Source organism: Streptomyces rugosispiralis (genome assembly GCF_024505145.1).
GTDB lineage: Bacteria > Actinomycetota > Actinomycetes > Streptomycetales > Streptomycetaceae > Streptomyces > Streptomyces rugosispiralis.
Genome location: NZ_JANIAA010000025.1, coordinates 23,432 through 37,372, shown reverse-complemented (window position 1 = coordinate 37,372; position 13,941 = coordinate 23,432). Strand labels below are relative to the sequence as shown.

Annotated in this window: 10 protein-coding genes and 1 riboswitch; of the genes, 1 reads left to right on the top strand and 9 read right to left on the bottom strand. The window is 70.2% G+C overall.

Annotated elements, in window-relative coordinates:
• The first annotated feature begins 116 nt into the window (after nucleotides 1–116).
• Complete coding sequence (locus NP777_RS29825) at nucleotides 117–2,657, top strand: ABC transporter permease (protein ID WP_256653273.1); 2,541 nt, start codon at nucleotides 117–119, stop codon at nucleotides 2,655–2,657.
• Between the two features lie 112 nt (nucleotides 2,658–2,769).
• Here NP777_RS29825 and NP777_RS29820 read toward each other — a convergent pair whose 3' ends face one another.
• The 9 genes from NP777_RS29820 to NP777_RS29780 form a co-directional block, all read right to left on the bottom strand.
• Nucleotides 2,770–4,083, bottom strand: coding sequence for an SAM-dependent methyltransferase (locus NP777_RS29820; RefSeq protein ID WP_256653272.1), 1,314 nt, complete (start codon nucleotides 4,081–4,083; stop codon nucleotides 2,770–2,772).
• 232 nt (nucleotides 4,084–4,315) lie between these two features.
• Nucleotides 4,316–5,695, bottom strand: coding sequence for an NAD(P)/FAD-dependent oxidoreductase (locus tag NP777_RS29815; RefSeq protein ID WP_256653271.1), 1,380 nt, complete (start codon nucleotides 5,693–5,695; stop codon nucleotides 4,316–4,318).
• A gap of 395 nt (nucleotides 5,696–6,090) precedes the next feature.
• Nucleotides 6,091–7,053 (bottom strand): Ppx/GppA phosphatase family protein, encoded by a 963-nt coding sequence (locus NP777_RS29810; protein WP_256653270.1) that lies wholly within the window; start codon nucleotides 7,051–7,053, stop codon nucleotides 6,091–6,093.
• The gene (locus tag NP777_RS29805; RefSeq protein ID WP_256653269.1) at nucleotides 7,050–7,598 is read right to left on the bottom strand and encodes a DUF501 domain-containing protein; all 549 of its coding nucleotides are present in this window, start codon (nucleotides 7,596–7,598) and stop codon (nucleotides 7,050–7,052) included. Before NP777_RS29805 ends, NP777_RS29810 begins: the two co-directional genes overlap by 4 nt.
• Nucleotides 7,599–7,661: 63 nt before the next feature.
• Nucleotides 7,662–8,144, bottom strand: coding sequence for an FtsB family cell division protein (locus NP777_RS29800; RefSeq protein ID WP_256653268.1), 483 nt, complete (start codon nucleotides 8,142–8,144; stop codon nucleotides 7,662–7,664).
• A gap of 104 nt (nucleotides 8,145–8,248) precedes the next feature.
• Nucleotides 8,249–9,529: a phosphopyruvate hydratase gene (gene eno, locus NP777_RS29795; RefSeq protein ID WP_256653267.1), complete on the bottom strand. Its 1,281-nt coding sequence runs from the start codon at nucleotides 9,527–9,529 to the stop codon at nucleotides 8,249–8,251.
• A gap of 318 nt (nucleotides 9,530–9,847) precedes the next feature.
• Complete coding sequence (locus NP777_RS29790) at nucleotides 9,848–10,555, bottom strand: transglycosylase family protein (RefSeq protein WP_256653266.1); 708 nt, start codon at nucleotides 10,553–10,555, stop codon at nucleotides 9,848–9,850.
• Nucleotides 10,556–10,561: 6 nt separating this feature from the next.
• A riboswitch (cyclic di-AMP (ydaO/yuaA leader) is annotated at nucleotides 10,562–10,729 on the bottom strand.
• Between the two features lie 254 nt (nucleotides 10,730–10,983).
• A complete protein-coding gene (locus NP777_RS29785; protein WP_256653265.1) occupies nucleotides 10,984–12,015 on the bottom strand; it encodes a transglycosylase family protein in 1,032 nt (343 codons plus the stop codon).
• A gap of 184 nt (nucleotides 12,016–12,199) precedes the next feature.
• Nucleotides 12,200–13,498: a cytochrome P450 family protein gene (locus NP777_RS29780; protein ID WP_256653264.1), complete on the bottom strand. Its 1,299-nt coding sequence runs from the start codon at nucleotides 13,496–13,498 to the stop codon at nucleotides 12,200–12,202.
• Nucleotides 13,499–13,941: the final 443 nt, after the last annotated feature.

The window sequence follows — 13,941 nt, the reverse complement described above, 5'->3', positions numbered from 1 at the left end:
GGGCGCGTCCACCTCCCCTTTGAAGGCTCGGTTCGCCTCCGGGGCGCCGAAGCCCCTTCGGCTCACTCGCAGCGCCGCCCCGCACACCCCACTCCACCCTTCAGGACTGACACCCCATGCTCCGTACAGCCCTGCGCAATGTGCTTGCGCACAAGGCCCGGTTGCTGATGACCGTGCTCGCCGTGATGCTCGGCGTGGCCTTCGTCGCCGGCACCCTGGTCTTCACCAACACCATCTCCGACGCCTACCAGAAGAGCTCCCAGAAGGGGTTCCAGGGCGTCGACGTCGCCATCACCCCCGACAAGAAGGACGACGACTCCGCCAACCCCGGTGAGCCGCCCCGGCTGAGCCAGCAGCTGCTGGACCGGGCGTCCAAGGTGTCCGGCGCCGACTCCGCCTACGGTGTGGTGCAGGGCGACTCCGCCCTCGCCGACAAGAAGGGCGACCTGATCGGCGGCGGCTTCTCCAACCGCGGCGGCAACTACTACCCGGGCGCCGACGGCAAGGACGCCCGGTACAACATGACCGAGGGCCGCGCCCCCAAGGCCACGGGCGAGATCGCGCTCGACTCCAAGACCGCCGAGCGCGGCCACTACAAGCCCGGGGACTCCATCCGGGTGTCCGTCAACGGCCCGGTGCGCACCGAGAAGGTCGTCGGCGTCTTCACCACCGACGACGGCAATGTCGCGGCGGGCGGCACCCTCGCGCTGTACGACACGGCCACCGCGCAGAAGCTGATGGGCAAGCCGGGGCAGTTCGACGAGATCGACGTGAAGGCCGCCGCGGGCACCTCGCAGGCCACCCTGAAGTCGTCGATCGACAAGGTCCTGCCCGAGCAGGCCAAGGCCGACACCGCCAAGAAGCTCGCCAAGGACCAGGCCAAGGCGATCGAAGACGGCATGAGCAGCCTGCAGACCGCGATGCTGGTGTTCGCCGGTATCGCGCTCTTCGTCGGCATCTTCATCATCGTCAACACCTTCTCCATGCTGGTCGCCCAGCGCACCAAGGAACTCGCCCTGATGCGCGCGGTGGGCGCGACCCGCCGCCAGGTGACCCGCTCGGTGCTGATCGAGGCCACCATCGTGGGCGCCATCGCGGCCGTGGTCGGCCTCGTCGCCGGTGTCGGCATCGGCGCCGTGCTGCGCTCGGTGCTCAACTCCACCGGGGCCAAGGTCCCGGACGGTCCGCTGATCGTCGCGCCGACCACCGTGCTGGTCTCGGTGCTCGTGGGCGTCGTGGTGACCGTGCTCTCCGCCTGGCTGCCCGGCCGCCGCGCCGCCAAGATCCCGCCGGTCGCCGCGATGAACAGCGTGCACGCCACGCCGACCACCCGCGGTCTGGTGGTGCGCAACACCATCGGCGCGATCCTCGCCGCCGCCGGTATCGCGCTGGTGATCTCGGGTGCGGGCATGGGCAGCGACGGCCAGGGCCCGATGGCGTTCGGCGCCGCCGTCCTGGTGATCGGCGTCTTCGTGCTCACCCCGCTGCTGTCCCGGCCGCTGATCGCGGCCGCCGCCCCGGTGCTGCGGATCTTCGGGATGCCCGGCAAGCTGGCCCGGCAGAACGCGGTGCGCAACCCGCGCCGCACCGCCGCCACCGCCTCCGCCCTGATGGTGGGTCTCACCCTGATCACCGGCATGACGGTGATCGCGGGATCCATGCAGAAGGGGATCGACAAGATGGCGGCCGACGGGCTGCGGTCCGACTACGTCGTCAGCATGGGCGGGACCGGCGGGCGGCCGCTGTCGCCCGAGGTGTCCAAGACCCTGGCGAAGCTGCCCGAGGTCACCTCGATCAGCGCGCTGCGCTCCTCCCCGGCGCGGGTCGCGGGCGACACCGACTCCCTCACGGGCGTCGACCCGAAGGCCATCAAGGACCTGGTGAACGTGGACTTCACCGAGGGCTCGTTCGCCGCGCTCGGGGGCACCAAGGCCCTCATCGACGACAAGATCGCCGACGAGCACGACTGGAAGGTCGGCTCCACCATCCCGGTGACCTACGAGGACGGCCGCAGCGGCAAGCTGACCGTGGGCGGTGTCTACAAGGGCAACCAGATGATCCGCGGTGTCATGGTCGACAACGCCGCGGTCACCCCGCACATGGCCACCGTCGCCGACTTCCAGGTGATGCTGAAGACCAAGGGCGGCGCGACGGAGCACAACAAGGACCTGCTGAAGAAGACGCTCGGCGAGAACCCGGCGATCAAGATCCAGAACAAGCAGGACACCTCCGACGAGATCGCCTCGGCCTTCACCCTGATGCTGAACATGCTCTACGGGCTGCTCGCCATGGCCGTGATCGTCGCGGTGCTCGGTGTCATCAACACCCTGGCGATGTCGGTCTTCGAGCGGTCCAAGGAGATCGGCATGCTGCGGGCGATCGGCCTGGACCGGAGCGGCATCAAGCGGATGGTGCGGCTGGAGTCGCTGGTCATCTCGCTCTTCGGCGGGGTGCTCGGCCTCGGCCTCGGCGTCTTCTTCGGCTGGGCGGTCGGTGAGCTGATCGCCGCCGAGCTGCCGAGCTACGAGCTGGTGCTGCCGTGGGCCCGGATGGGTCTGTTCCTGCTGATGGCCGCGTTCGTGGGCGCGATCGCGGCGCTGTGGCCGGCCCGGCGGGCGTCCAAGCTCAACATGCTGATGGCCATCAAGGCCGAGTAGCGGCGAGCCGGACCCGGGACGTCCCCGTCCACCCCTCTCCGGGGCGGGCGGGGACGTCCGCGTTGTGGCCGCTCTCAGCCGCTCTCAGCCGCCTGCGGCCGATCGGTCGCTCTCAGCCGCGCCACTCGCGGGCGCGCAGCGGAACCCCCGAGGCCCCGCCCTCGGGGGTGCGGACGGCCAGGACCTGGTTGACCCCGATCCGGTTGCGCTCGAAGGAGAGGGCGGAGGCCGCCATGTAGAGCCGCCAGACCCGGGCCCGGCCCGGGGAGGTCAGCCGCACGCCCCGGGCCCAGGACCGCTCCAGGTTGGCGACCCAGCGGCGCAGCGTGAGCGCGTAGTGCTCGCGGATGGCCTCCACGTCGCGTACCTCGAAGCCCGCCTCCTCGATCTGGGCCACGGTCCGGCCGACCGGGGCGAGCTCACCGTCGGGGAAGACATAGCGGTCGATGAACTCGTCCACGTGGTACGCCTCTTCGTCCGGCTGGGGGCGCCGGGCGATCTGGTGGTTGAGCAGCCGCCCGCCGGGCCGCAGCAGCCGGTGCAGGATGGCGGCGTACTCGGCGTACCGCACGGCGCCGACGTGCTCGGCCATGCCGATCGAGGAGATGGCGTCGTAGGGCCCGTCCGGAACCTCGCGGTAGTCCTGGACCCGGATCTCCACCTGGTCGGTGAGCCCGGCGTCCGCGATGCGCTTACGGGCGTACGCCGCCTGCTCCTCGGAGAGCGTGACGCCGACGGCGCGCACCCCGTACTCGCGCGCCGCGTGCAGCACCATCGAGCCCCAGCCGCACCCCACGTCCAGCAGCCGTTGGCCGGGCTTCAGGGCCAGCTTGCGGCAGACCAGGTCCAGCTTGGCGCGCTGGGCCTCCTCCAGCGTGGAGTCCGCCCGTTCCCAGTAGGCGCAGGAGTAGACCATCGAGGGGCCGAGCACCAGCTCGTAGAAGTCGTTGCCGACGTCGTAGTGGTGGCTGATGGCCTTACGGTCGCGGCGCAGGGAGTGCAGCGGGCCGAAGGTGGTCCGGGCCTCCTCGCGCGGCGGGGGCGGCGGCAGCCCCGGCCCGGCGAGCGCGATCATCTCCCGGGCCGCGGTGCGCAGCGCGGGGTCGCGCAGCGTCTGGATGCCGGTGCGGAGCCGGGACGGCGGCGCGGTGGCGGGGCCGCGCTCCCACAGCAGTCCGGACAGCCGGTCCAGGGCGTCGTACAGATCGCCCTCGACATCGATGTCCCCGGCGACCCAGGCGCGGGCCAGGCCCAGCTCGCCCGGCCGCCACAGAACCCTGCGCAGCGCGCGGCGGCGCCGGATGACCAGGGTGGGCGTGCCGGGCGGACCGGTCTCGCTGTGGTCCCAGGCGCGGACGCGGATCGGGAGGGGGGCTCCCAGCACCTCCTCGGCCAGGGTGGCGATCCGCCCAGCGGCGTCGGCCATTTCACACCTCCGTGATGGCGAGTCAGGAAGATTCACTCACCACGTAAACACCACGGAACCCACCGTTCAGTCCCGCCGACACGTCTGGAATCGGCAAAACAGCTTCAAAAAGCGGGCCATCGGAGGCCGTGCGAGGGCAGACGTAAGGGCGTCCGCCCCACGGATGGCGGACGCCCTCGGCGTTCAGTTGTGCGGGCCGGGCCCGTACGGTCGGGCCGGTCGGCCCGTATGGTCAGGACGCCTTGGCCTTCTCGGCGGGGACCGCCGGCTTGGCCGCGGTGGCGGCGCTGACCGGGGAGGCGGCCTCGTAGAACTCCTCGCGGGGGTTCTCGATGGCGCCGAGCGAGACGACCTCGCGCTTGAGGAACATCCCCAGCGTCCAGTCGGCGAGCACCCGGATCTTGCGGTTGAAGGTCGGCATGGCCATGCCGTGGTAGCCACGGTGCATGTACCAGGCCAGGCGGCCCTTCAGCTTGATCTTCATCTTGCCGAAGACGATCATCGCGACGCCCTTGTGGAGGCCCAGACCCGCGACGGCGCCCTTGTTGGCGTGCTTGTAGTCCTTCTGCGGGAAGCCCCGCATACCGGAGATCACGTTGTCACCGAGGACCTTGGCCTGGCGCAGCGCGTGCTGGGCGTTCGGCGGGCACCAGGCGCCCTCGCCGGTGGCGAGGTCCGGGACCTGGGCGTTGTCACCGGCGGCCCAGATGTAGTCGGTGCCCTGGACCTGGAGGGTCGGGGCGGCGTCCACATGGCCACGCGGGCCGAGCGGGAGGCCGAACCGGGCCAGCGCCGGGTTGGGCTTGACGCCCGCGGTCCACACGATGGTGTTGGAGTCGACCTCGAGGCCGTTCTTGAGGACGACATGGCCGTCGATGCAGGAGTTCATCGAGGTCTCGAGGTAGACCTCGACACCGCGCTTCTGCAGGTGCTCCAGACCCCACTTGCCCAGCTTCGGGCCGACCTCGGGGAGGATCTTGTCGGCGGCGTCGACGAGGACGAAGCGCATGTCCTCGCGCTTCACGTTCGGGTAGTACTTGGCCGCGTCGCGGGCCATGTCCTCGACCTCGCCGATGGTCTCCGCGCCGGCGAAGCCACCGCCGACGAAGACGAAGGTGAGCGCCTTGCGGCGGATCTCCTCATCCGTGGTGGAGTCGGCCTTGTCGAGCTGCTCGAGGACGTGGTTGCGCAGGCCGATGGCCTCTTCTATGCCCTTCATACCGATGCCGTTCTCCGCGAGACCGGGGATCGGGAAGGTGCGGGAGACCGCGCCGAGGGCGACGACCAGGTAGTCGAAGGGCAGCTCGTACGTCTCGCCGACGAGCGGCTGGATGACGGCGACCTTGCGGTCCTGGTCGATGGTCGACACGCGGCCGGTGAGGACCTCCGCCTTGGGGAGCACACGCCGCAGCGGAACCACGACGTGGCGCGGGGAGATGCTGCCGGCCGCAGCTTCGGGGAGGAAGGGCTGGTACGTCATGTACGAGCGAGGGTCGACGACCGTGACGGTCGCCTCGCCGTACCGCATCTTCTTCAGAATGCGGCGCGCCGCGTACAGGCCAACGTACCCACCGCCTACAACGAGGATCCTGGGACGCTCCGTGGTGCTCATGATTCGAGTATCCAGCACCCCATGGGGGGGACCTCGTGAGCCCCTTCACAAGCAATGTGGGGGTATCTGCTACACTCCGGCGCCCCCGTGATCGACGCCATAGTTCCGCGGGGGAACCAGTAAGCGGATCAAGACGTTCCCAGCGCTCTGAGCAGCGACAGTCGTTGAACGCGGGAGTAGACCACGAGGTTCCCGGCCGGCCTGTCGCCACCGGACGACCCGGTCCATGATCCGCCACTTGTTGAACACCATCACCAAAAGAGGGTCGGGTGCGCCACAGAAGGCGGCCACCAGGCAATTTTTTCATGTGAAGGATTTCACGAACTCTTTTGGCGGCCATCAGCGAAAGGCCCCCGAGGAGCCCTCCGCAGCCGCTCATACGCTATCGATCCCGCTCAGGCGATGCTCCACGCGATGCCGTCGAGGATGTCGTGTTCGCTCACCACAACCTCCTCGGCGCCGGTCCTTTCCATGATCGAAAGGAGCACGAGGGCGCCCGCCGCGATCACGTCGACGCGGCCCGGATGCATCGCCCCGAGGGCCGCCCGTTCGGTATGAGTCGAGGTCAGCAGCTTGCCCACGATCTCGTCGACGTGATCGGCTCGAATCCTCGCGTGATGGATGGCGGCCGGGTCGTACTCCGCCAGCCCCAGCGCGATGGCGGCGATGGTGGTGACCGAACCGGCCAGCCCGACCAGGGTGTGCCCGCCCCCGTCCGGGCGGCAGACCCCGGTCAGGGGCACGGTTTCCCCGGCCAGGTCCAGCGCCCGGCCGATATCCGCTTTGATGGCACTGATCTGACCGGCCGTTGGCGGATCGGTCACTTGACCCTTGACGATGAGATGCCGCTCCGTCAGCCGCACACAGCCGATGTCGACGCTGCGGGCCGCCCGCACCTCGTCGCCGCCCTCGACGAACTCCGTCGAACCGCCGCCGATGTCCACCACCAGATACGGCCCGGCCACATGGTCATGGCCGGTGAGCTCCTTGGTGGCCCCGGTGAAGGAGAACTCCGCCTCCTGGTCCCCGGTGATCACCTCGGGCTCCACGCCCAGGATCTCCATGACCCCGCGCACGAACTCGCCGCGGTTCTCGGCGTCCCGGGAGGCGGAGGTGGCCACGAAGCGGACGCGCTCGGCGCCCAGCTCACGCACGACCCCCGCGTACTCACGGCAGGCGGCGAAGGTGCGCTCCAGCGCCTCGGGCGCGAGCCGGCCCGTGCGGTCCACGCCCTGGCCCAGCCGGACGATCTTCATCCGGCGGTCGAGCTCAATCAGCTCCCCGGTGGCCGGATCGACGTCCGCCACCAGGAGCCGGATCGAGTTGGTGCCGCAGTCCACGGCGGCGACGCGGGTCATGCGCCCTCCCCCCGGCTCGGGTCCTCGGTCCCGCAGGGGCTCACGCACGGGCCCTTGCGCCACCACTCCGGCAGCATCGCGATCGCCTCGTCCCCGAGCGGATTGACCCCGGGGCCGGCCGCGAGGGAGTGGGCCACCAGCACATGCAGGCACTTCACCCGGTCCGGCATCCCGCCCGCGCTGGGGAAGCCCTGGAGCACCTCGACGGTGTCGCGGCGCGCGATGTAGTCCTCGTGGGCGGCCCGGTATGCGGCGGCCAGCTCGGGGTCGCCGCCCAGCCGGGCCGTCATCTCCTTCATCACGCCCTCGGCCTCCAGCGTGCCGATCGCGGACGCGGCGCGCGGACAGGTCAGGTAGTAGAGGGTGGGGAAGGGCGTACCGTCCTCGAGCCGCGGCGCGGTCTCCACGACGTCCGGATTGCCGCAGGGGCAGCGGTGCGCGATCGCACGCAGGCCCCGGGGCACGCGGTTCAGCTGCTCCCGTACGGCGTGGATGTCCGCGTCGGTGGGCGCGGTGGGCTCCGTCTGGGGCGGGGGCGTATCCATGAGTGGGAAAGTTCTTCTTCTTCGTTTCGATTCGAACGCCGGGTGCGGCCGGAGCGCGGCGCCTCAGCGGCGCGCACTGCCCGCCCCCGCCGCGTCCGCCGTGTCCACGGCGTCCCAGAGGTTGGTGTACCAGGGGCGGCCGGCCGCGCCCTGGTCGGTGGAGTGCTCGCCGGCGCCGGCGCCGTCCACCACGCTGTAGCCGGTCTCCCCCGGCATCAGGAAGTGCAGCCGCTCCCGGGCCTGCTGCTCGGTGTAGGCGGGGTCGCGCAGCCGGGCCTTCCGCTCCCGCAGCTTCTTCACGTCCTCGCGGGCCCGCTGGGCCTCGTGCCGCTGCTCGGCGATGTCGGAGCGCTGGGAGATGTACTGCCGCATCGGGTAGGCGAGCGCCACGACGAGGGAGCAGACGACCAGCGCGAGCAGGGCGGCCCGGCCGGTCAGCCGGCCGCGGCGGCGCTTGGTGCGCACGCGGTAGACCCGGGCGGCGGCGTGCTCGCCGAGCGCCTTGAGCCTGGTCGCGGTGGAGAACCGTTCCCGATCCGCCGGCACGTCGCCTCCCCGGTGGTGACTTCGCTTGGGTAACGCCGTCGAGCGACGCCGTCCCCGGCCACGGTACGGGACCGCGGCCGGGGACGGGCGTCAGACGTGTCCGCTCAGCCCTTGAAGCGCGGGAAGGCGGAACGGCCCGCGTACACCGCGGCGTCGTCGAGGATCTCCTCGATGCGCAGCAGCTGGTTGTACTTGGCCACCCGCTCGGAGCGGGCCGGGGCGCCGGTCTTGATCTGACCGCAGTTGGTGGCGACGGCCAGGTCGGCGATGGTGACGTCCTCGGTCTCACCGGAGCGGTGCGACATCATGCACTTGTAGCCGCTGCGCTGGGCCAGCTCGACCGCGTCGAGGGTCTCGGTCAGCGAGCCGATCTGGTTGACCTTGACCAGCAGGGCGTTCGCGGTGTCGCTGTCGATACCGCGGGACAGCCGCTCGGGGTTGGTGACGAAGAGGTCGTCGCCGACCAGCTGGACCTTGTCGCCGAGCTGCTCGGTGATGGTCTTCCAGCCGTCCCAGTCCTCCTCGTTCAGCGGGTCCTCGATGGAGACCAGCGGGTACGCGGCGACCAGCTCGGCGTAGTACGAGGTCATCTCGGCGGCGGAGCGGGACTGGCCCTCGAACTGGTACGTGCCGTCCTTGTAGAACTCGGAGGCGGCGACGTCCAGCGCGAGCGCGATGTCCTGGCCCGGCTGGTAGCCGGCCTTCTTGACCGCCTCGAGGATCAGGTCGAGGGCCTCGCGGTTGGAGCCGAGGTTCGGCGCGAAGCCGCCCTCGTCGCCGAGGCCGGTGGACAGACCGCGCTCCTTCAGCACGGACTTCAGGGTGTGGTAGACCTCGGCGCCCCAGCGCAGGGCCTCGGAGAAGGACTCCGCGCCCACGGGCGCGATCATGAACTCCTGGATGTCCACATTGGAGTCGGCGTGCGAACCGCCGTTGAGGATGTTCATCATCGGCACCGGCAGCAGATGGGCGTTCGGGCCGCCGAGGTAACGGAAGAGGGGGAGGTCGGACGCCTCGGAGGCGGCGTGCGCGACGGCGAGGGAGACGCCGAGGATCGCGTTGGCACCGAGCGAGGACTTGTCCGGGGTGGCGTCCAGGTCGAACATCGCCTGGTCGATCAGCCGCTGCTCGGTGGCGTCATAGCCGACCAGCTCGGGGCCGATCTGCTCGATCACGGCGAGGACGGCCTTCTCCACGCCCTTGCCGTTGTAGCGGTTCTTGTCGCCGTCACGGAGCTCGAGGGCCTCGAAGGCGCCGGTGGAGGCGCCGGACGGCACGGCGGCACGGCCGGTGCTGCCGTCGTCGAGGCCAACCTCGACCTCGACCGTGGGGTTGCCTCGCGAGTCGAGGATCTCGCGAGCTACGACGACGTCGATGGACGGCACGAGGTTCTCCTTCGTATGGGTCTGCGGTAGCAGCACGAGCCTAACGGGCCGGGAGGGCTGCGCCCCGCGTTCGCCCGCCCCACGAGACAGGGGCGCGACGCAAAAAGCCAGATTCTGGATTAAAAATCCAGATTTCTTATGCATTGGGAAAGCCCCGGCGGGGCGCGCCATAGGGGCGGCACGCCCGGCCGGGGCTCGTTCTCGGGGGCCGGCCCCGGGAGAGGCACTCGGGAGGAGTCCTCAGACCGTGACCGTGGCCGTGGCCGTGACCGTGGCCGTGACCGTGGCCGTGGCCGTGGCCGTGGCCGTGACCGTGGCTCAGCGGAGGTGCAGCTGCTGGCCCGGGAAGATCAGGTCGGCCTGCTCCACGATGTCCTTGTTCAGCTCGAAGACCTTCTTCCAGCCGCCCTTGACGTCGTGGGCCTTGGCGATCTTGCCGAGGGTGTCGCCGGACTTGACCTTGTACTCGCCGTCACCCTTCTTGATCGGACCACGGGCCTGGTGCCGCGCGGCGTGCTCGGGCGCGGTGTGCGGCTGCGCCTTGGGCTGGGCCTTCGGCTGGGCCGGCTGGGCGGCCGGGGCCGACTTGGTGGTCGTCGAGGACTGGTCCTGCGAACCGGAGGGCGCGGACGGCGCGGACGGGGCGGACGGGGCGCCGCCGGAGGTCAGACCCTTGCCGCAGACCGGCCAGGCGCCCTTGCCCTGGCTGCCCAGGACCTTCTCGGCGATCTGGATCTGCTGGGCCTTGCTGGCCTTGTCCGCGGTGGAGGCGTAGGCCGTGCCGCCGTAGGCGGCCCAGGTGGAGCTCGAGAACTGCAGGCCGCCGAAGTAGCCGTTGCCGGTGTTGATCGACCAGTTGCCACCGGACTCGCACTGCGCGACCTGGTCCCACTGCGAGGTGGTGGCCGCGGAGGCGGAGGTCGCCCCGATGAGCGGTGCCGCCACGGCGGCACCGGCGAGACCGGTGAGCGCGGCGATACGGGTGGCCTTGGAGGGGCGGCGGTGCTTCCCGTTGGACTTGAGCATTTTGGTTCGTTTCCTCACCGACGCCTACGAGGTGAGCTGTCGGGTTCGGACGTGAGTTGCCCGGCCGGTCGCGATGGTCGCTCCCGGCTTCACCCCTAGCCGACGAGCCCGTTTCCACAGGCCATTCGGCACCTACCTTGGGTCCCCCGCTCCTGCCTTCGGCGCTGACGCGTCGGTTCCCCCCGACCGCCGGCAGGATTCGGCGTGACGATCGACGGTGCCCGCGGTGGCGAGCGGAAAGACGTTAAACACACCTTCCAAGAACGTTCAAACACCCCAAGGGCAGCGAATGGGGCTGTAATTGATCTCACCCGGCCCACATCGACGCAGGTAGGGCCGGGTGAGGAGGGATCGGACACGAGGTGCGCCCCGGAAAATGTGACGAGATGTATGTCTCACTGGGGCCAGATCGGGCAATTCCCCCCGAATCACTGCTCCCTGATGGTGAGGTCAAGTCGCTGACCAGGGATGATCAGGTCGGGGTCGGCCCCGATGAGGTCCTCGTTGGATTCGTAGAGCCCTTCCCAACCCCGGGCCACATTCTGGTGCTCGGCGATCCCTGACAGGTTGTCACCGGGGCGAACAGTGTAATCGTCGCCCGTGGAGCCATCGTCGCGGTCCGACCCGCCACGCGAGGCATGGCGCCCGGAGGGCCGCCCGCTCCCGGCGTCGCCGTCGTCGGTCCGCTCCCCGGCGTCCGGGGAGCCGCGGTGACGGCCGGAGGGCGACGGGTCGGCGGAGGGGTCCGCCGAGGGGGTCTTGGAGCCGTCGGACGCCGAGGAGCCGCCCGAGTCCGAGGAACGGCCCGAATCCGAACCGTCCGAATCCGAACCGTCCGAGGCCGGGTCGTCCGAGGCGGAGCCGTCCAGCCCGTCGGGGGACTTGGAGGTGTGGGGCGCCTCCGGGTCCTCTGCCGAACCGGACGCATCCGGCGCGTCCGACTTGTCGGCGTCGCCGGACGCACCCGAGCCGTCCGCGTCCGAGGAGGAGCCGTCCCGCCCCCGGTCCCCCGGGTCGTCCCCGCCGCGGCCCGTCCCCTGGTCCGGGGTGGCCGTGCTGCCGGGGTCCACATCGGGGGCGCCGCCGCCGTCGGTGAGCCCGGCGCCCAGCGCACAGCTCGGCCAGGCGTCGGGGCCACGGTCGCCGAGGATCGCCTCGGCGACGGATATCTGCTGGGAGCGGCTGGCGAGGTCGGGGCGCGGGGCGTACTCCGTGCCGCCGTACTTCTTCCACATGTCGAGGGTCAGCTGGAGCCCGCCGTAGAAGCCGTTGCCCTCGTTGGCGCTCCACATACCGCCGCTCTCGCACTCGGCGACGTGATCCCATGTGGCGGTCTGGGCGGCCTGTGCGCCGGCCGCCCCGAAGAGGGGCATGGCGAGGCCCGCTCCCGTGACCCCCGCCGCGACGATGATGGCCGGGGCCTGACGGGGGCGACGGTGTCGACCATTACCGGAACGCATGCGATTGACCTCTCCTATGGCGCTATGGCGCTATGGCGACAAGGTTTGCCGGTGAACATAGCGAGGGCCCTCGATCATCACAAGGCGATGTATCCCAGGTCACGCCAAGGTCACACGGCTGATCATTCGTCACGTATGTCCGGCTGTACGGGGCTTGGGGCCCCGGCCGCCCACTTCAGAGGGCTCAGCCGTCCGCGGAATTCCAGGTCACCGGGAGCGTGCGCAGCCCGCGCATGATGAGCCCGCCGCGCCACCGCAGATCCTCCGGATCCTCCGCGAGCCGCAGTCCGGGCAGCCGCCGCAGCAGGGTGGCGATCGCGGTCCGGGCCTCCAGCCGGGCCAGCGGGGCGCCCAGACAGTAATGGATGCCGTGGCCGTAGCCGAGGTGCTGGTTGTCCCGGCGGGTGAGATCGAGCACGTCCGGCTCCGCGAACCGCTCGGGGTCCCGGTCGGCCGCGGCGAGCACCACCAGCACCGGCTCCCCCTCGGCGATCCGCTGCCCGGCGAGGGTGAGCGGCTCGGTGGCGAACCGCCAGGTGGCGATCTCCACGGGACCGTCGTAGCGGAGCAGCTCCTCGACCCCGGCGGCGAGCAGCCGCTCGTCCCCTTCTTCCAGGGCCCGCTGCATGAGGGCGCGCTGCTCCGGATGGCGCAGCAGCGCGTAGACGCCGTTGCCGATGAGATTGACGGTCGTCTCGAAGCCGGCGAAGAGAAGGATGAAGGCCATGGCCGCGGCCTCGTTCTCGGTGAGGTGCTCCCCGTGATCTCCGGCCCGGATCAGGCCGGAGATCAGGTCCTCCCCGTCCTCTTCTTCTCCTTCTTCTCCGCGTCCTTCCCTCCGCTCCGCGAGCTCCAGGCGCTTGCGGTGGATCAGCTCGCCCAGATACGCCCGGATCCGCTTCACGGCACGGGCCACACCACCGCGCGGGCCCCCGCCGTGCCGGATCATCGCGCCCGCCCAGTCCCGGAAGTCGTCCTGGTCCTCGCGCGGCACCCCGAGCAGATCGCAGATGGCGTAGATGGGGAGGGGAAAGGCGAACTCATGGATGAGATCCGCCTCTCCCCTCTCTTCGAAGGCGTCGATGAGCTGATCGGTGAGGGTCCGCACCCGGGGGGCGAACGCGGCCACCCGGCGCGGGGTGAACGCCGTCGACACCAGCCGCCGCAGCCGGGTGTGGTCGGGGGGATCGATATTGAGCAGATGTGTCATCAGCTCGGCACGGCGTTCGCCCGGGATGCCCACCTTGCCCTTGGCGTGGGCCGCCGCGCTGTGCCGCTGGGGGTTCTTCGAGAGCCGGGGATCGGCCAGCGCCTTCCTGGCGTCGGCGTAACGGGTCACCAGCCAGGCGTCCACACCGCTGGGGAGCGTGGTCCGGTGCACCGGGGCGTGTTCGCGTAGCCAGGCGTACGCCGGGTATGGATCGCTGGCGAACTCCCAGGTGAAGAGGGTGGGAGCGGAGCTGTCACGGGGCTGTTCCGACACCCCCCGACGATACCGGCGACGGGTCGCCCTTGCCCGGCCCGCCGGAAGTAACGGCAGACAAGCGAAATAAGGGAATAAGCAGAACAAAGAGAATAAGAGAGTCATGACCGGGATGAATGTCTAGCGGAATTCCCCATTCATCTCCACACATCCTTCACCACCCACGCACAGCCGGGGTCGAATGCCCGGATATCTGATGGCTGGCACCGCCGTTCGGCGGATGCCCGCGCCGCCCCGTCACGAGCCCCCGGCACCCGCCCTGACGTCGGTCAACGCGGTGAACCGGCGGTGTGGCTGAAACAACGTCAGGTAAACGAATGAGACTGGGGCACATGCACGGGGCCCAGTGATACCGGTGATACGATCACCGCGCTTGCCAGGCGAGCCAAGGGCGCGTAAGACACACGGCGATCCGGCACATCACGCCGAGAGATCCCCACTCT